This window comes from Limnothrix sp. CMB-01, assembly GCF_055193175.1.
Genome location: NZ_CM143720.1, coordinates 2,995,723 through 3,013,901, shown reverse-complemented (window position 1 = coordinate 3,013,901; position 18,179 = coordinate 2,995,723). Strand labels below are relative to the sequence as shown.

Annotated in this window: 15 protein-coding genes and 1 riboswitch; of the genes, 3 read left to right on the top strand and 12 right to left on the bottom strand. The window is 55.9% G+C overall.

The window, feature by feature from the left end:
• The first annotated feature begins 303 nt into the window (after positions 1–303).
• Entirely contained in the window at positions 304–3,327 is a 3,024-nt protein-coding gene (locus ACZA91_RS12585) for a bifunctional diguanylate cyclase/phosphodiesterase (protein WP_190532817.1), read from the top strand.
• Here ACZA91_RS12585 and recJ read toward each other — a convergent pair.
• From recJ to ACZA91_RS12560, 5 genes are all read right to left on the bottom strand, one after another.
• Positions 3,299–5,437: a single-stranded-DNA-specific exonuclease RecJ gene (gene recJ / locus ACZA91_RS12580; protein ID WP_463182491.1), complete on the bottom strand. Its 2,139-nt coding sequence runs from the start codon at positions 5,435–5,437 to the stop codon at positions 3,299–3,301. The genes ACZA91_RS12585 and recJ overlap by 29 nt on opposite strands.
• A 112-nt stretch (positions 5,438–5,549) precedes the next feature.
• The gene (fabG, locus tag ACZA91_RS12575; protein ID WP_099534767.1) at positions 5,550–6,299 is read right to left on the bottom strand and encodes a 3-oxoacyl-[acyl-carrier-protein] reductase; all 750 of its coding nucleotides are present in this window, start codon (positions 6,297–6,299) and stop codon (positions 5,550–5,552) included.
• 203 nt (positions 6,300–6,502) lie between these two features.
• Positions 6,503–7,111 carry an orotate phosphoribosyltransferase gene (gene pyrE / locus ACZA91_RS12570; protein WP_463182490.1) on the bottom strand — a complete coding sequence of 203 codons (609 nt, stop codon included), beginning with the start codon at positions 7,109–7,111 and terminating at the stop codon, positions 6,503–6,505.
• Between the two features lie 62 nt (positions 7,112–7,173).
• Positions 7,174–7,335 (bottom strand): hypothetical protein, encoded by a 162-nt coding sequence (locus ACZA91_RS12565; RefSeq protein WP_190532809.1) that lies wholly within the window; start codon positions 7,333–7,335, stop codon positions 7,174–7,176.
• On the bottom strand, positions 7,335–8,312 hold the full coding sequence (locus ACZA91_RS12560) for a cysteine synthase A (RefSeq protein ID WP_099534760.1): 978 nt from the start codon (positions 8,310–8,312) through the stop codon (positions 7,335–7,337). The genes ACZA91_RS12565 and ACZA91_RS12560 overlap by 1 nt, the downstream gene beginning before the upstream one ends.
• A gap of 547 nt (positions 8,313–8,859) precedes the next feature.
• Positions 8,860–9,012: riboswitch (cyclic di-AMP (ydaO/yuaA leader) on the top strand.
• Between the two features lie 3 nt (positions 9,013–9,015).
• Between ACZA91_RS12560 and ACZA91_RS12555 the strand changes: the two genes are divergently transcribed.
• Entirely contained in the window at positions 9,016–10,377 is a 1,362-nt protein-coding gene (locus ACZA91_RS12555; RefSeq protein WP_463182489.1) for an ArsB/NhaD family transporter, read from the top strand.
• Positions 10,378–10,636: 259 nt separating this feature from the next.
• Here the strand turns inward: ACZA91_RS12555 and ACZA91_RS12550 are convergent, their stop codons facing one another.
• The 6 genes from ACZA91_RS12550 to ACZA91_RS12525 all read right to left on the bottom strand — a co-directional run bounded on the left by ACZA91_RS12550 (position 10,637) and on the right by ACZA91_RS12525 (position 14,087).
• Complete coding sequence (locus ACZA91_RS12550; protein ID WP_190532807.1) at positions 10,637–10,975, bottom strand: HepT-like ribonuclease domain-containing protein; 339 nt, start codon at positions 10,973–10,975, stop codon at positions 10,637–10,639.
• Entirely contained in the window at positions 10,962–11,318 is a 357-nt protein-coding gene (locus ACZA91_RS12545) for a nucleotidyltransferase family protein (RefSeq protein WP_190532803.1), read from the bottom strand. Before ACZA91_RS12545 ends, ACZA91_RS12550 begins: the two co-directional genes overlap by 14 nt.
• Positions 11,319–11,377: 59 nt before the next feature.
• On the bottom strand, positions 11,378–11,734 hold the full coding sequence (locus ACZA91_RS12540; protein ID WP_190532799.1) for a HepT-like ribonuclease domain-containing protein: 357 nt from the start codon (positions 11,732–11,734) through the stop codon (positions 11,378–11,380).
• Positions 11,721–12,077 (bottom strand): nucleotidyltransferase family protein, encoded by a 357-nt coding sequence (locus ACZA91_RS12535; protein WP_190355471.1) that lies wholly within the window; start codon positions 12,075–12,077, stop codon positions 11,721–11,723. Before ACZA91_RS12535 ends, ACZA91_RS12540 begins: the two co-directional genes overlap by 14 nt.
• A 132-nt stretch (positions 12,078–12,209) precedes the next feature.
• Complete coding sequence (locus ACZA91_RS12530; RefSeq protein WP_463182488.1) at positions 12,210–12,569, bottom strand: VOC family protein; 360 nt, start codon at positions 12,567–12,569, stop codon at positions 12,210–12,212.
• A 6-nt stretch (positions 12,570–12,575) separates the two neighbouring features.
• Complete coding sequence (locus tag ACZA91_RS12525; protein WP_463182487.1) at positions 12,576–14,087, bottom strand: UbiD family decarboxylase; 1,512 nt, start codon at positions 14,085–14,087, stop codon at positions 12,576–12,578.
• A gap of 175 nt (positions 14,088–14,262) precedes the next feature.
• Here ACZA91_RS12525 and ACZA91_RS12520 point away from each other — a divergent pair, with 175 nt between their 5' ends.
• Positions 14,263–16,779 carry an HAD-IC family P-type ATPase gene (locus ACZA91_RS12520; protein ID WP_463182486.1) on the top strand — a complete coding sequence of 839 codons (2,517 nt, stop codon included), beginning with the start codon at positions 14,263–14,265 and terminating at the stop codon, positions 16,777–16,779.
• Here ACZA91_RS12520 and ACZA91_RS12515 read toward each other — a convergent pair.
• Entirely contained in the window at positions 16,760–18,061 is a 1,302-nt protein-coding gene (locus ACZA91_RS12515; protein ID WP_463182485.1) for an acyltransferase family protein, read from the bottom strand. The genes ACZA91_RS12520 and ACZA91_RS12515 overlap by 20 nt on opposite strands.
• Positions 18,062–18,179: the final 118 nt, after the last annotated feature.

Genomic DNA, 18,179 nt, shown 5'->3' with positions numbered 1-18,179 from the left:
TGTGTGTTAGTTGCCTGTGTGTTAGTTGCCTGTGTGTTAATTACCTGTTCATGACCTGCTAGCGACCTGTTGACGACCTGCTGACGACCTGTCAATCACCTGTTGATCCCCCGTTGATGCCTATCAATTCCCCTTTGACTGCTTGGCAATCGCCCGTGGATCAGATAGCGATCCCCGTTGATTGCCCTCGATCGCCCAGTTGATCGCTCACCTGCCAACTGTCTGTCGGGAGGTCACCACCCACCCCGAAGCCCCAACAATCACGCGGCGGCCCAGTCGCTTTGTGCTTATTTGGTTTTGTCTATGAAGATGCCTTGGCTACCCACGATCGTTGCGAGCGGAACTGTTGTTGCGATTTTGGCCGGCACTTGGCTGTTTGATCAGGCCGATCGCGATCGCCGTTTATACGATCGACGATCGCGCATTTCGGCGGAGCTGACGGCCCTGGAAACCCAAATTCAAAGCAACTTGAAGGTGCGGGCCATGCTGGGCTACAGCCTCGCCACCTACATTGCCACCGAAGGGCGACTCAACACCGCCGCATTTAACACCTTTGCCGGTTCAATCATTGCCGATGACCCGGCCATTCAAGCGGTGCAGGTGGTGCAGGGGCCGCGGGTTTTATACCGCTATCCCCCGTTGTCACCCACCGAAATTAACCCCCGAGTTCCCACTTCAGCCGCTTGTCCGCCCCAATCGATCGCAGCGGGTCGATCGTGGGCCCCTTCTTGGACATTAGCCACGGATTTACCCTGGGATTTAAATCCCGTTTGCCTCCCCCGTCTCCAGTTCGATCGCCCCCGGCCTCTGCTTCTCATCAACACCACCATGCCCATTCGCCAGTTGGCCCCCTCGAGTCAACCCCCCATCCAGGTGCAAGTGGCAATCAAGGTTAACCAAGTGGTGGAAGATTTGCGCGCCAATCGCCAATCGTCGGTGCATCTGGCCGTGTGGGTGCGAGGTCAAGCGCTGGAGCGGCAGTTTGGGGAATTAATTTTGGCTCGCCAGCAACCGGTGCGATCGTTCCTGCAAGTGGGCAACAGCCATTGGGAACTGGCGGCCCTGCCCCGAGATGGTTGGGTGCTGTACTCGCGTCGATCGCTCTGGACTTGGTTAACCGGCTGTGGCTTGGCGATCATTGGCGGTATCCAGATCTATCGCTGGATGCAATTGCCCGCCCGCCTGGCCGATCGGGCGCAATCCAACGAAGACCGCTGGCAACTGGTGCTCCAGGGCAACAATGACGGCATTTGGGATTGGAACCCCAAGTCCGATGAAGTGGTCTACTCCAGCCGCTGGAAATCCATGTTGGGCTATCAAGCCGATCAAATTGGCAACCGCCGATCGGAATGGATTTCTAGAGTGCATCCCGATGATTTGGGTCGGGTTTTGCGGGGCTTTGACGATTATGTCAACCGCAAAATCGATGAATATTCCATGGAATATCGGCTGCGATGTCGCGATGGCCAATACAAATGGATTTCGGCTCGGGGTCAAGCCCAGTGGGATCGCCGGGGACAAGTGCAAAGAATGGTGGGATCCATTACCGACATTGACAAACGCAAGCGCTCAGAAGCAGCCCTCCGAGAAAGCGAAGAACGGTTTCGGGCAATTGTGGAACAGGCCGCGATCGGGATTTGCCAAATTGACCCCAACGGCCGCTATTTACATGTCAATCAGCGGTTCTGTAACCTCCTGGGCTACACAGAAGCAGAACTTTTGCAGCAAACTTTCCAGGATTTGACCTATCCCGGCGACTTGGCCGAAAACCTCCAACAATCCCAGCGGCTTTGGCGAGGCGACATTTCCTCCTTTTCCCTGGAAAAACGCTACCTGCGCAAGGACGGTCAGCTCCAGTGGGTGAATGTGACCGTTTCCCTGGTGCAATCCGCCAGCGACGCACAACCCTACACCCTGGCCCTGGTTGAAGACATCAGCGCCCGCAAACAGGCGGAAGAACAGCTAACCTACAACGCGTTCTACGATGCCTTGACCGGGCTGCCCAATCGAAACTTATTTGTCGATCGGCTGAAAGTTTGCCTCAGCCAATCCCAGCGCCACGCCAATCGGATGTTTGGGGTGTTGTATGTGGACCTCGATCGGTTCAAAGTGGTCAACGACAGCCTGGGACACCATGCGGGCGATGAACTCTTGGTGCAAATTGGCCGCCGTCTGCAAAGTTGCCTGCGGTGCAACGACACCGTGGCCCGGCTGGGGGGCGATGAGTTTGCCGTGATTTTGGATGATGTGGGCACGAGTGAGGAAGCCCTTTGGGTGGCCGATCGGGTGCAGGAACACCTGAAACAGCCCTTTCATATCCATGGCCATGACTTCTACACCAGCGCCAGCATTGGCGTGGCCCTCAGCCAGGATCCCGCCACCCAACAGCCCTACGCCAACTGGCAAAACCTCATGCGCGATGCGGATATTGCCATGTATCGCGCCAAGGCCAACGGCAAGGGCTGCTCCCAAGTCTTTGAGCCAATGTTGCACCACAGCACCCTCACGCAGTTGCAAATCGAAAGCGATTTGCGCCAAGCCCTCAGCAACAACGGTTTAGAGGTCTATTTCCAACCGATCGTCCGCATTCAAGATCGGCGGTTGGTGGGCTTTGAGGCCCTGGTGCGCTGGAACCACCCCCAACAGGGTTGGATCTCGCCGTCCGTGATGGTGGCGGCAGCAGAGGAAACGGATCTGATTGTGCATTTGGGGGAATGGGTGTTGGCGGCGGCCTGTGCCCAACTGCAACAGTGGCGATCGCACTGGCATCGGGATCATAGCCATCTCCCCCTCTCCATTAGCGTCAACATTGCGGGGCGACAGTTTGCCCAAGCGAATTTGGTGCAGCAGATTGAACGAACCCTGATGGAAACGGGCTTGCCGCCGGCCTGTTTGCGGATTGAGGTGACCGAAAGTGTGATTGCGGAGCGGGTCGATTCGGTGGTGGATAAGCTGGCACGGCTCAAGGCGTTGGGGGTGCAATCCTGCATTGATGATTTCGGCACGGGCTATTCTTCCCTCAGCCGATTGCAGCAGTTCCCGATCAATGCCCTCAAGGTCGATCGCTCCTTCGTGAAGGATCTGCCCTACTCGGAAGACAGCGCCGCCATTGTGCGGACGATCGTGAACTTAGCCCGCAGTTTGAACATTCACACAGTGGCCGAGGGCATTGAAACCCCAGAACAGTTGCAATGCCTAGAACAGTTGGGCTGTGACTATGGCCAGGGCTTTTTGTTTGCCAAACCCATGCAGGCGGCCGCGGCGGAGGAATTGTTGAGGGGCGATCGGGTACTGTCGGTCATTCGGCCCCAGTTAGGCCTGAATTAGCGGGATCAGCCCCAGTTAGGGCCCCTTTGGCGGCGGCAATCAGCGATCGAAAAAAGGGATGATTCAAATCCACTGGCTCGGCGGTTTCCCGGTTGGGGCCAAGCAGGCCGGTGGGTTCCCCGTCCACTAGGGCCAGCACTTTGCCCTCGGGGTTGCGGATCCGTAATTCTGGCTGGCCGTCTCGATCGCCCCAGGCGCAGTTGTAGGGGCGATCGCGGAAGGTAAAGCTAGCCCGCTTGGGACTCGGGGGGGCAAGATGCTCAAGCACCTTGTCTGGCACGGTGACGGTGGCGGCTGGATCGTAGGTGGCCGGGCGATCGGCTAGGACAGGCGATCGAGCGGGGGCGCTACCAGCGACAGCGGGCCGGATCGCCACCACGTCTAGTTCCAAATTCACCGCGCCGTTCCAGTGGTTTTCCTTGAGCTGATAGGCCACATCCACCACGGGCGGCAACGGAAATGCATCGCCCCAGCGCCAGGCGATCGCCTCCATTTGGCCCGTCCCATCGGACACCGTGAGCCGCAAATGCTTGCGATCCTGGCCCAACTGCCGCTGGCCCACCACCTGCAACCCTGGCGACCAAAACACCGGGTCGGGGTTGCCAATGCCACAGGGGTGCAGCATATCGATTTGCTCGTAAAGTTCCCCATCCAACTCGCCCAGGCTGGCCCGCACATCGGGCTGCACCAGTGGGCAAATATGCTCCGGTTGCAAGCAGGTTTGGGCAAATTCCCGCAATCGCGCCTCAAAGGCCGGCAAATTCGCCGCCGGGAGCGAAAAGCCGCCCGCCGCCCGGTGGCCGCCATGTTTGGTCAGCAGGTCTTTGCAATATTCCAGGGCTTCAAAGACGTTGAATTCCGGGATGCTGCGGGCGGAACCGCGCACCTGCTCGGGGTTTTCTTCTTCGTAAGTGCCGATGAACACGGGCGCGCCGTAACGCTCCACCAACCGGGAGGCAACAATCCCGATCGTCCCGTGGTGCCAATCCGGTTGCACCACCAGCATCACCCGCGCTGCCTTCAGATCCAAATCGCTGGACTGATACCAGGCGTGGGCTTCCTGCTCAATTTGGTTGCAAATCTGTTGGCGCTTCTGGTTGATTTCCTCGCATTGCATGGCCCGCTCCAGGGCCTCACCGCTGTCATCGGTGGTCAGCAGGTCGATCACCACGTTCGGCTGGTGAATCCGCCCCACGGCGTTGATCCGCGGCCCGAGCCGAAAGCCGATCGCCTCCGGTTTCAGGGGGCCTTTGCTGGTGCTGGCCGTGGCGTTGCCGTCCGTTTGCCCATCGCTGGCCACGCTGATCCCCGCCACCTGTTGCAGGGCACGAATCCCGGGAACCGTGGAAAAGGGCAGCAAACTGAGGCCCCGCCTGACCCAGCGCCGATTCACACCGGTCAGGGGCGCAAGATCGGCGATCGTCCCCAAGGTGAACAGTTGCAACAGGGATTTCCACGGGGCCGATCGCTCCATCCGCTGGGCCAAAGCAACGGCCAACACGTAGGCCACACCGACCCCGGCCAATCCAGCGTAGGGCGAGGCCGGGTCGATCAATTTCGGGTTCAGGATCGCGTTGGCGGGCGGAATCCGGGGCGGCACATCGTGGTGATCGGTCAGGATCACGGTTAACCCCAGCTCCCGGGCCCGGGCGATCGGCTCGTAGGCGGCGATCCCGTTGTCCACCGTCAGGATCAGGCGGATCCCATTTTGGTGAAACTCCTCCACAATCCGCTGATTAATCCCGTAGCCGTCGGTCATCCGGCTGGGAATCGAGGCAGTCACATCGGCTCCCAAATGGCGGAAGGCGCGGATCAACAGGGCGGTGCTGGTCATGCCGTCCGCGTCGTAGTCGCCGCAAATCCCGAGCCGATCGCCCCGTTCGATCGCCTCCGCCAACAGATCCAGCGCCGGGGCTAAATCGGGAAACTCCGCGATCGGGCTGGGCAGTTCCGCCAAATCCGGATCGAGAAACAGCTCCGCCAGCTCCGGTGAATCCACGCCCCGGTTGATCAGCACCTGCGCCAACAGCGGCGACAGGCCCGTGGCCGCTGCAATCTCAGCGGCGCGATCGGCATCTTCCGGGGCGATCGCCCAGCGCGTGGCTCTCATGACCATAGGTGCTCCAAAGCTGACTGCCCGACTCGCTCGCAGTCGTGGGGGGCAAGGGGCTTAAGCCCCTTGTCTACAACGGTTGGCGCAGGTTTAGTGTGATCGATCGCCTTTAGGCCATCACCATGCCGCCATCGACGTTAATCGTTTGGCCCGTGATGTAGGCCGCCGCCGGATCGGCCGCCAAAAAGGCCACCGTGCCCGCAATTTCCTCGGGCTTGCCGTAGCGACCCAACGGAATTGCCTTCAGGATGCCTTCGCTGTCCAGTCCTTCGGTCATGTCCGTGCTGATGAAACCGGGGGCGATCGCATTTACCGTAATTCCCCGCGCTGCCAGTTCCTTCGCTACCGTCTTCGTGAAGCCAATCACACCCGCCTTCGCAGCGCTGTAGTTGGCTTGGCCTGGGTTGCCCATTTGCCCCGCCACGGAAGCAATGTTGATGATCCGGCCGGACTTTTGCTTCAGCATCACCTTGCTGACGGCCTTCGTGCCCAAAAACACACCGGTCAGGTTCAGGTCAATCACCGCCTGCCAGTCTTCCAGCTTCATCCGCAGCAGCAGCGTATCGCGGGTGATCCCAGCGTTGTTCACCCACACATCGACGCGGCCCCATTTATCCAAGGTGGCTTGCAACAGCGCGTCCACCTCGTCCGGCTTGGACATATCGGCTTTCACGGCGATCGCCTCGCCCCCGTTCCCGGCAATTTCCGCCACCAAGCTTTCAGCCGCCCCGCTGGAGGCCGCATAGTTCACCACCACCTTGGCCCCTTCGGCGGCCAGCGCCAGGGCGGCGGCTCGGCCAATCCCCCGAGAAGCCCCGGTCACAACAGCCACTTGGTTTTGCAGGCGGGTTCCAGTCACGGTTACAAGCTCCCAAAAACAGATTTCAGACAACAAAATTCGATACGAAAATCTACCCGTAGGGGCGCACCGCGTGTGCCCAGCCCCCACCCGAATTGATCGAATTGGAAGGCGAATCGCGTGTGCCCAGCCCCCACCCGAATTGATCGAACCGGAGGGCGCACCGCTGTGCGCCCCTACGGAAATGCGGGTCGGGTGATCGATTAAGGTTGGGTCGATCGCGCCGCGTAATGGGCCTGGACATCGGCGATCGAGAACAGTGCCTCAAAGGCCAAGCCCTGTTGCGCGTAGAGTTCCGCGCCACCCTGGAGCCGATCGACGATCGCCACCACCCGATCGACCTGGTAGCCCGCTTCCCGCAGGCGATCGACCGCCTTCAGGGCCGACCCCCCCGTCGTCACCACATCTTCGAGCACCACCACCGACGAACCCGGCTCCAACGCCGGCCCCTCGATGTAGGCCATCGTGCCGTGGCCCTTGGCTTCCTTGCGGATAATCAGGGCAGAAATCGGGCGGTTTTCCAGCGCCGACACCACACTCACCGCCGACACCAACGGGTCAGCCCCCAGGGTCAACCCGGCCACCGCCGCCGCCCCCGTCGGCACTTGCCCCAGCAGCAACCGCCCCAGCGCCAACGCCCCCTGAGGATGCAGCGTCACCGGTTTGCAGTTGATGTAGTAGGTGCTTTTTTGGCCCGACGAAAGGGTAAAGTCCCCTTCCCGGTAGGCGCGATCGCACAGCAAATCCAACAGGCGATCGCGCAATTCAGCCTCACCGGCAGTGGCGGCCCAGTTCCCAGCGGTAACGGTCATGGCGACAGATGGAGCGACAGGACGAAGCAAACGAATAGCAACAAAAATTGCGACTCCCTATCCTACCGCGCCGGGTACGCACCACCGATCACCACTGGTTGACCGGGCGATCGCACCACCACCTCCGTAGGGGCGCAACGCCTTGCGCCCTCCGGTTCGATCGCCTCAGAGAGGACTAAGCGCAACGCCTTGCAACCTCCGGCTTGCGGGGATTTAACCTGCATTAATCCGGCATCACCAGCCCCTTGCTGGCCAGCCACTCCGCGTTATACAGCCGCGATTGATACCGCGACCCGCCATCGCACAGCACCGTGACGATCGTGTGGCCCGGCCCCAGTTTTTCCGCCAGCTTCACCGCCGCCCCCACATTGATGCCGACAGAGCCGCCCATAAACAGCCCCTCCTTTTTCATCAACTGAGCCAGCACCGCCAGCGCCTCCGGATCCGTCACCCGAATCGCATCATCGATCGGCACGCCCTCCATATTCGCCGTCACCCGCGAATTCCCGATCCCCTCGGTGATCGAGTTGCCCTCCATCGTCAGCTCCCCGGTTTTCGCGTAGCTGTAGAGCGCACTGCCCATCGGATCCGCCAGCACCATTTGCGCTTGGGGGTTCTGCTCCTTCAGGAACATCGCCACCCCCGCGTAGGTTCCGCCCGTGCCCGTCGCCGCCACCCAAGCGTCCACCGTGCCGTCTGTTTGCGCCCAAATCTCCGGCCCCGTCGTTTCGTAGTGGGACTGACGATTTGCCAAGTTGTCGAACTGGTTGGCCCAAATGGCGTTCGGGATTTCCGCCGCCAACCGACCCGACAGCTTCACATAGTTATTAGGATCGCGGTAGGGCACGGCGGGCACGGTCTTCACCTCCGCCCCCAGCGTCCGCAGCAGGTCGATTTTTTCCTGGGACTGGGTATCGGGAATCACGATCAGACACTTGTAACCCTTGGCGTTGCAAATGTGGGCGAGGCCGATTCCGGTGTTGCCTGCCGTGCCTTCCACCACCGTGCCGCCGGGTTTCAGCAACCCGCGCCGTTCCGCATCTTCAATAATGTAAAGGGCCGCCCGATCTTTAACCGACCCACCAGGGTTCAAAAATTCCGCTTTACCCAGGATTTCGCAGCCGGTTGCGTCACTAAAGCTGTTGAGCCGGATCAGTGGAGTATTACCAACTGTCCCGACGAATCCATTTTTGATATCCATTGCTCGGGGTCTAACGGCGATTTGGTGACTCAATTTACGGTGAGTTTGACTCGTTTATTCACAGTACCGGAACTTGGGAATTGTACCTAGAGCCAAATCCTAGGCGATCGCCCCTTGATTGACCCACCCAAGTTATCCATGCTAGCGTCAAACGGCAGTCTGTCCAAATAACCTGTGATCCATGACACAGGTTTAAATCCACCGAGCCAACTCAAAAGAAATTCATCAAAATCTATCAGTTGCCCAAAGTCTTTAGGCTGATTCCACCTGAGTCTTCATGCATTGCCTCCATGCTTGGAATGACATGCCTAGAGCTATTGATTTTGCAATCACCAAAACCAATAGCAAAATGAAGAAACTTTTTGGCAATTCGTCAAGAAATTTCATCAGTCATGGTTAGCCAACCTCAAGGCAGACATTTCTAGCTGAAGGGCAATTAGACCAAGTTTGGATTTTTTTGAGTAGACACTTGATTGGATTAAGTCGCTTTATGTCATTGATAAACGACATGGACAAATTGCAACTTTCACTATCTCGTAGTCAACGCTTAATCGATCGGCTCTGGTCTTTAAGTCCAATTGAAGCAGGGCGATCGAGCGGGGGAACCAGCCTAAATTTTGGGGCGAATCTTGTGCTGCAAGAAGGCTACTTCCAAGCCTAGCCCGTCAGCTAACCTCGTCAGCCAATGGAAGGAGAATCGGAAATGCTAGAGCAAATCGGAAACCTAGACGCTTGGATTGCCGGAATTGTCTTCATCACCGTCATTGTGGTGATCATGACGGAATGGATTCACCTCACGGTTGCAGCCTTTTTGGGAGCGCTGGTGTTGGTGTTTGCCCACGTAATGAGCTTGAAAGAGGCGATCGGGTACATCAGCCAGAGCCATGGAACCCTCGCCCTCTTCTTGGGAGTCATGATTTTGGTGCGGGCCTTTGAACCCACCAAAGTTTTTGACTACTTAGCCACCCAAATGGTGATTTTGGCCCAAGGCAAAGGCAAAAATTTGCTGTTAGGGATTGTGGGCATCACAACGCCCATTTGTGCTGTTTTACCAAACGCCACCACAGTCATGTTGTTGGCTCCTTTAATTCCCCCATTGGCAGAAGAAGTGGGCGTAGATTTCGTGCCCCTTCTGATTTTGATGGTTTTTGTGGCCAACAGTGCCGGACTTTTAACCATTGTGGGTGACCCAGCCACCTACATTGTTGGGGACGCAGTAAATTTAACCTTCACCGAATACCTAACTCGCCTTAGCCTAGGGGGTGCTGTGGCGATCGGGGTGATTATTTTGCTGCTTCCTATTCTGTTCCGAACCACTTGGAAGAAAGAGCTGAAAAATCTGGACGACTTGCCCCACCCCAAAATTAATCACCCGCGCACATTAGCCTTTGGTGGTCTGATTGTGCTGCTCGTGTTGGTCTTTTTTGTGATTGGTGAGTCGTTGCCCATTCCTGTTTCTCCCGCCGCCGTTGCCCTCCTAGGTGCTGCGTTAGCCTTACTCTTAGCCCATCACAGCAAAATTGACACCGTTAATAACATTTTGCGAGATGTGGATTGGAGCACATTGCTGTTTTTCATGTCCATTTTTGTGCTGATCGGCGGCTTGCAAAAAACTGGCGTGGTCAGTCTTTTGTCAGGAGCCTTGGCAGCTATGCTCGGAACCAATATTTTCTTGGGTTCGATCGCCCTGATTTTCTTTGTGGGCTTGGTGTCTAGCGTCGTTCCCAATATTCCTTTGGTCGTGGCAATGGTTCCCCTGCTCAAGGAATATGTGGTGAATGTAGGGATGGCTGGGCCAGAAATCTTGGCGCAGGATTATTCTGGGAGCTTTCCTCCACAAGTGTTGCCCCTGTTTTACGCAATGATGTATGGGGCAACCTTGGGAGGAAATGGAACCCTAGTTAGCGCTTCTTCTAACATTGTGGCGGCTGGAATTGCTGAATTGCACGGCAAAAGCATCTCTTTTCACCGCTTTTTGAAGTATGGAATTCCGGTGATGCTAGCCCAACTAGTTGCTGCTTCTTTGTATATGATGATTCGGTTTTTGCTACCGGGTCAGTCCTAAGTTTGTCTACCAACTTAAAAGTAACGAGTAGAATACGGGCTGGCAATTGTCAGCCCATTTTTTATGCCAGCTTTCAAGCATGAATAGTCTGAAATCCTAGGGCATATCATCCAATGAAGTTGGTTGAAGCTGAAATGACTAATTGTCGCAGCTCAACCGCCCTAGACAAGGGGCTTAAGCCCCTTGCTCCCCACAATCCCATAACAACGCAAGCATCAGGGTTTTGGGGATTTGATGACAACCTCTAAGCCCATTCTATTCATTGCAGCTCTTGATCTACTGAAGTCAAAACATTCAGCAAATTCGGCAAGTCACTTTGCACAACATCCCAGATTCTTTCAGCATCAACACGATGATAGTCGTGAACAATGATGTCTCGAGTTCCTGCAATTTCTTTCCAAGGAATTTCTGGGTAACGTTGACGAAATTCAGGGGATAACCGCTTTGTTGCTTCACCAATTACTAAGATGCGTCTGAGGACGGCATCTTGCTTTTCGTCGCTGGCCATAAAGTCAGCCATTGTCATTCCTGCTGTATAGGTCAGGATTTTACTGATTGAATCAACAATATCAAATACCGATTCCCTATCCCTCAACATAGATGACCTTGGCAGACTCTAGGATATGTTGACGGCGAATAGTATTAGGATCTTCTAAAACTGCTTTTTTACTGATTAGATCCACTTTTCGATGCAGCATTTCTTCAAGCTCAAACATCATCTTGACTTGAAGGATTAGATTTTTTCGAGCATTGACTTGTTCAGAAAATAACAAGTCAATATCGCTGGGAATTTCGCCATTCAAACGAAAATCGTCTCGCAAAATTGAACCAAAAACCGCTAATTCGGCAATCTGCCACCGAATGCAAAAATCCCTGAGCTGTTCGGGTGTGATGGTTAGGCGATTGTAGACTTCTTGAATTGATATTGTGTCAGTTTTCATATCATTTACTCTCTGAACTAGTGATAACAACTGGGACATTAACTTAGATCATTAATGGGCTATGAATTTTGAGGTGGCGTTGGTAGTAGTGGCTCAATCTGTCGCAAAACATCAGGCAATTTGACCTCAATGATGGGCTTCAGTCGCTCAAAGTCAATACCATCATAGTCATGTACGATCACATCTCTTAAACCTGCCATCTCTTTCCAAGGAATATCAGGGTGAGCATTGCGAAACGTCATTGACAATCGTTTGGTCGCCTCGCCAATAACAATCAGACGACGAATGACAGCATCTTGATTTTTGACAGATTCCAGGAACTCACCCCAATTAGGGATATATTCCATGATTAACTGAATGGAGTCGGCAATATCCAGTAAAGATTGATCATCTCTAGATGCACTATTTTTGGGCATATAGAATCATCTCTGAATTTAAGATTTCTTGGCGGCGCAGCCAATTACGACTATTTTTAATTCCTTGTTTGCTAATCAAGTCAATTCTTCGATGGCAAAGCTTTTCTAGTTCTTCGCGCATCTGCATGATGTCGAAAAGGCTATGACTTGAAGACTGATTCAGGCTGTAAAGCAAATCAATATCACTGACATCATCTCCGCGATCGCAGAAATCGTCTCGCAAAATTGAACCAAACACGGCTAATTCGGCAATCTGCCACCGAATGCAGAAATCCTTGAGCTGTTCGGGAGTGATAGTTAGGCGATCGTAAATTTTCTGAATTGAGATTGCATCAGTTGCCATACTCCTGCTCCACTGATGACCATGATGGCGAAGGCTGCCCACTATTTTAGCCGCACTGACTGTCAGAGATGTGAGTACTATCACAATCAGCGCAGACGATAATTCACGGGTTTGCGACGAGTCAAGAGGGATTTAGGATTGCTGGAGTTCTAATAAATTGCCGTCGGGATCAGGGGCAAAAATGGCGGCGCGACCGGAGGCGCTGGCTTGCCAGGAAATGCCTGCTTCGGTGAGTTGGGTTTTGAGGGTTTCTAGGTCATCCACCGCGATCGCCAGGTGGGCATTGCGACCCCAACGATCGTCCTGAATGCTACTCACCACCCGGGGCGCAACAATCAGGTGAATTTGCCAATCGCCGATCGCATACCAAAGACCGGGAAATTTCAGGGGGCGATCGATTAATTCCAGCCCCAACAATCCCCCGTAAAATCTGGCGGCGCGATCGAGATCGGTCACATTCAATGCCACATGTAGCCCCCGGATTACCGCCACGATCGCCTACCTCCGAATGTCGTAACCAAACAAATTGGCATCCACTTCCATTAGGTTAATATCCGCCAAGCCGTATTCTGCCCAACGCCGATCGACCGTGGCGGCCACCTCCGGATCGGATTCCAAAACCTTGCCCCATTCCCGATCAATTTCAGGGTAAATCTTGTCGGTGGCATCAATGCCCATCCGACTGCCGAGACCGGCTTTTTCGGTAGCAAAATCCAAGGAATCTAGAGGATTTTCCGGCAGGATAAACACATCCCGATCGGGGTCAACTTTGGAGCAAACAGCCCACATCACCTGGCGCGGATCGCGAATATTAATGGACTTGTCCACCACGATCACAAACTTGGTGTAGGTGAACTGGGGCAAGGCGCTCCAAAAGGCCAAGGCGGCCCGGCGGGCTTGACCTGGATAGGCCTTGTCGATCGAGATGATTGCCGCTTTATAACTCAACCCTTCCATCGGTAGGAAAAAGTCCGTAATTTCCGGCACTTGCGTCCGCAAAATTGGCGTATAAATCCGGTTGAGGGCGATCGCCATCATCGCCTCTTCCTTGGGCGGTCGGCCGCTGAAGGTGGTCAGGTAAATCGGGTCTTTGCGGTGGGTGACGGCGTGCACCCGCAGCAGGGGGCCGGGAGCCGCCGGGCCGTAGTAGCCCATGTGGTCGCCAAAGGGCCCGTCGATCGCCGTTTCGCTCGGGTCGATCGTTCCTTCCAAAATCATTTCGCAGTTGGCCGGCACTTCCAAATCCAGGGTTTTGCACTTGGTCAGGTGTACGCCGGAACCACCGTAGAGACCCGCAAACAGCCACTCGGACAAGTCCACGGGGATCGGTGTGGCCGCCGCCATCAGCAACAACGGGTCAGCCCCCAGGGCGATCGCCACTTCCAGTTTTTGACCCCGTTCCGCCGCCTTCCGCAAGTGACGCGCGCCGCCCCGCACCGACAGCCACTGAACGGTCATCGTGTTGTTCGATTGCCGTTGCAGCCGGTAAACCCCCACATTCGGGATCTTGGTTTCGCAATCTTTGGTAATCACCAGCCCGAGCGTCACCACATGGCCCGCATCGTCGGGATAGGGGCGAATCATCGGAATTTCGTTGAGATTCACCTCTTCGCCCCGTTTCACCACCTGATGGCAAGCGGGAAATAGGTCGATGTCGGGCTTGGCGCGCAACACATCAAACAGCACCTTGCCAAACTCGATCGCCTGGGAAATTTTCTTGGGCGGCTTCGGCTGCTGCAACATGGACAGCTTGCGGCCCAAGGTTTCCAGCTCCTCGGGCGAGTCCATGTTCATGGCCCAGCAGGTGCGCTCCACCGTGCCCAACAGGTTCACGGCCACGGAGCTAGGGCTGCCCTTGACGTTTTCAAACAGCAGGGCCGGCCCGCCCGCCGCCAGCATCCGATTGGCAATTTCGGCGATTTCCAGGTTGGGATCAACGGGAACCGTAATCCGGCGCAGTTGACCGCGCTCATCCAAAAGCTTCAAGAAGCCGCGTAGATCTCGGGGCATGGGGCGATCGAGGGGATAGCGAAGGGGTGACGTAACGAACCGTAACGATCCCCATTATCCCGAAATTCGTCACTGACCCGCCGTACCAAGGGCGATCGCCCCTGATCGAGCCAGACCCAATCGGGCCGGGTATGATGGCCTGCTAGTTCGATCGCCCGTCCATCGCCTGTCACCCGTGAATCAGCCGAATCTTCCGCCCCATCTCCAAGGTCTGACCCGCAGCGAAGTGCTGGAGCGCCGGGCCGCCGGCCAGGGTAATGATGCCCCCCTGAAAACCAGTCGCTCCTATGCACAAATTCTCCGGGAAAACATTTTTACCTTTATTAATTTTGTTTTCGTTGCCATTAGTGTTGTTTTCTTATTTTTAGGCAGTTTTAGCGATGCCATCTTGGTGGCGGCGGTCATTTTGAGCAGCGTGGTGATTAATGCCATTCAAGAAGTGGCGGCCAAGCGCAAACTCGATGAAATTGCCCTTCTAACCCGGCCCAAGGCCACCGTGGTGCGCGAAGGTCGTGAGCAGGATATTGACCCGAGCGAAATCGTGGCGGGTGATGTTTTAGTGTTGCGATCGGGCGATCAAATTCTGGTGGATGGGGAGTTGATGGCCGGGGAAATCGCCGCCGATGAATCGCTCTTAACAGGAGAGTCAGACCCCATTGAAAAGGAAACCGGCAGCCCTGTTTTTTCGGGAACCATTTGTTTAAGCGGTAGTGGCTATTATTTAGCCCAAAAAGTGGGCCGCAACAGCTTGGCCCACCAACTCACTGAAAGTGCTCGCACCTTTCGCCAAATGCTCACGCCCTTGCAATCGGAAGTGAATTTGGTGATTCGGATTTTTATGATCATTGCCTGCTTTTTTTGGGCCCTGGTAGCGATCGGGTTCATTGCCAAGGCCATTTCCTTCAATGAAACAGTGCAGCGATCAGCCGTGATTGCCGGTCTGGTTCCCAGCGGTTTGTATTTAACCGTCACCCTGTCCTATGCCCTGGCGGCGGTGCGGATGGTGGGCAAGCGGGTGCTGATTCAACAGGCCAACGCCGTGGAATCCCTGAGCAATATAGATGTGCTCTGTGTGGACAAAACTGGAACCTTGACTGCGAACCGAATTCAGCTCACGGAACTGTGGCCGATCGCCCCCGGCCAGGACTTGGCCACCCTGACTCAGCAGGTGGGAACCTATGCCGCCAGCACCCGTTCCGGCAACGCCACCAGCGAGGCGATCGCCCTCGGTTGTCCCGCTCCCGGCCAAGAACCGCTCTATGAAATTCCCTTTTCATCAGCCCGCAAGTGGAGCGCAATCGCCTTTGGGCCTGACCCGATCGCCCCACCAGCCGCCGGGCCCGTGGTGGGGTATTACGTCCTGGGTGCGCCGGAAATGGTGAGCGTGGGCCTGGCGGAACCGCTGCCCCCGGAATGGCGCGATCGGGCCCAGACCCTGGCTCGCCAAGGATTTCGGGTGTTGCTGTTTGCCGTCAGTCCCACCATTCCGCCCAAACCCGCCAAACGCGACAGCGCCCCCCTGCCCCAGGATTTGCAACCCCTGGGCCTGTTGGTGTTTAGCGACGAGCTGCGCCCCAGCGTGACGGAAACACTCCAAGGATTTGCCGAGGCGGGCATTCGGCTGAAGATTATTTCTGGCGACAACCCCGACACCGTGCGGGCGATCGCGGCTCGGGTGGGTTTGGGCGAAAACCTGTCGGCCGTGTCCGGAGCCGACCTGGCCGCCATGACTGAGGCGGAATTTGCCCAAGCTGCGATCGAGCATCAAATCTTTGGGCGGATCGTTCCGGAACAAAAAGCCCGCTTAGTCACGGCCCTGCGACGTGCGGGCAATTATGTGGCCATGATTGGCGATGGCGTAAACGATGTGTTGTCCCTGAAGCAAGCCAACCTGGGCATTGCCATGGAAAGTGGCAGCAAAGCCACCCGCAGCGCCGCCGACATTGTGTTGCTGGGCGACTCCTTCGAGACCCTGCCCTATACCTTTTTGGAAGGGCAACGGATCGGCAACGGCATCCGTGATGTGCTGAAACTGTTTATGGTGCGGGTGTTTTGCGTCACCCTGTTGATTTTATGTACGGGGCAAGTGCTGGGAACCTTTCCGCTGCTGAATAAACACAGCGCTGTGGTGACGATCGTGGCGGTGGGGCTGCCCACCTTTGGATTTCCCCTGTGGGCCCGGCCCGGGAAACCGCGCCAAAAGAGCGTCCTCAAGTCCATGCTGAATTTCACCTTGCCTGCGACCTTGACCCTCACCCCGATCGCGGTGGCGGTTTACTTGGGCTATCTGGTCACCACCATTTGGAACGCCACCCAAACAGGCGAAGAGTTGGTGGTTTTGAACGATGCGCTCTTGGCCGTGCCCCGCAGCGCCCTGGTGACGCTGTTGGTAAGCTGTGGCCTGTTGCTTGTGCCGTTTTTGAAGCCGCCAGCGGGGCCTTGGGTGGCAGCGGAGCCTCTCTGTGGCGATCGCCGCTATTCCCTGCTGGCCTTGGGCCTATTGGGGGTCTATGCCGGTTTGGTGGCCCTGCCGGGAACGCGCGAGTTTTTTGAGTTGGCGCTGTTGCAACCGGTGGACTATTTGCTGATTGGGGCGATCGCCCTGAGTTGGTGTTTGCTGTTGCGATATATCTGGCGATCGGGATTGTTCGATCGATTCTTGGGCTTCAAACTCAGCGATTGGAATCACTAAGGGATCGTTCGGGCGATCGCTGGGCTTTTTTGCGCCAACGGATTGCCGGAATTTCGATCGCCCAGTAGGTGAAGCTGGCCAGGGCGATCGACCCTAAAAACACCAACCCCAACCGTTCGCCATAGGCCACCAAGGGCGATCGATTCGTGATCAACGGGCCGATCACCTTCAGTAAGGGATAGTGCCAAACATAAAGACCAAAAGACAACAACCCGAGCAATTCCCAAGCCCGGAGCGGATTAGCCGCCATGGCCGACCGCGAGAGCGGCCGGTTGCGCCCGGAGCTGAAATAAACCCGTCGTTCAAAGGCAAAAATAAACAGCCCCGTCGCCAACACCGTCAGCCCCGGAGCCACCAACAACACCCGATCGCTCCCTTGATATTTCCACCAGGCGGCCAACCCATAAAGCAACACCATCGCCCCGATCGCCCAGCCTTTCCAGGGCAACCCCAGAATCGATCGGCCCCAAGCCAGGGCCACCCAGGGCCGAACCGGTAACCGTTTCCCTGGCTCGATCGGGTCTGTTTGCCCCTCCGTTGGGTCGATCGTTGGGGGTCGGTTTTGGTGCAGCTTTTGCATCAGCGGATTCAGCCAAAAACCCACCAGAAAGGCATCTAAATTGGCCGGCAAAAAAGTATAGATATAGCGAATAAAATAGGGATTCCCCTCTGTGCTGCCCAATAATTGTTCAATTAACTCAAAAACTCCGAACCGATAGAGCATTAATCCACTGGTCACCGCTGCCATGGCCACCAGTAATAATTGCCCGGTTTTCAGCCAGCGCCGACTCGCCCAAAAAATAAGAGGGGCGATCGCATAAAATTGCACTTCCGTGGAAAGCGACCATAGGGGTGCATTAAACTCAAAGGGCAAAGAATGCTCATAGGTAAAAGTCAGCAACCGCAGCAAATGCCCCCAATGATTGGGTTGCCAACTGTGGGGATAAAACACCGCTGCCGATATCAAAATACAGGCATAGTAAAGCGGCAAAATTCGGGTGGCGCGGTTTTGAAAATATCGAATGATGCCAGGGAGATCGAACCGATAGCGTTCGGTATAAAATCCCTTACCGATTAAGTAGCCTGACAAGCAAAAAAACACCCGCACTGCCACGCCCCCCGGCGCAAACAGCAGCCAACTCCAATCCTGTCCAGCCCAGACCAAGCTTTGGGCCGGCGGGCCGCAGTGGGCCACAATCACCAAACAGCAAGCCACCCCCCGCAAGGTCAGCAATGCATCCCAACGGTTGGGCGGGCACAAACCAGAACCATCAGCAACCATGGCCAAGTGCCGCCAGCAAAACACTACGGTAAAGTAACACTACGGTTCGCCGCTGCTCGCCCGTCGCGCCCGGTTCAGTCTCTTTTTTATTCCAGTCTCTTTTTCATTCAGTTTTTCC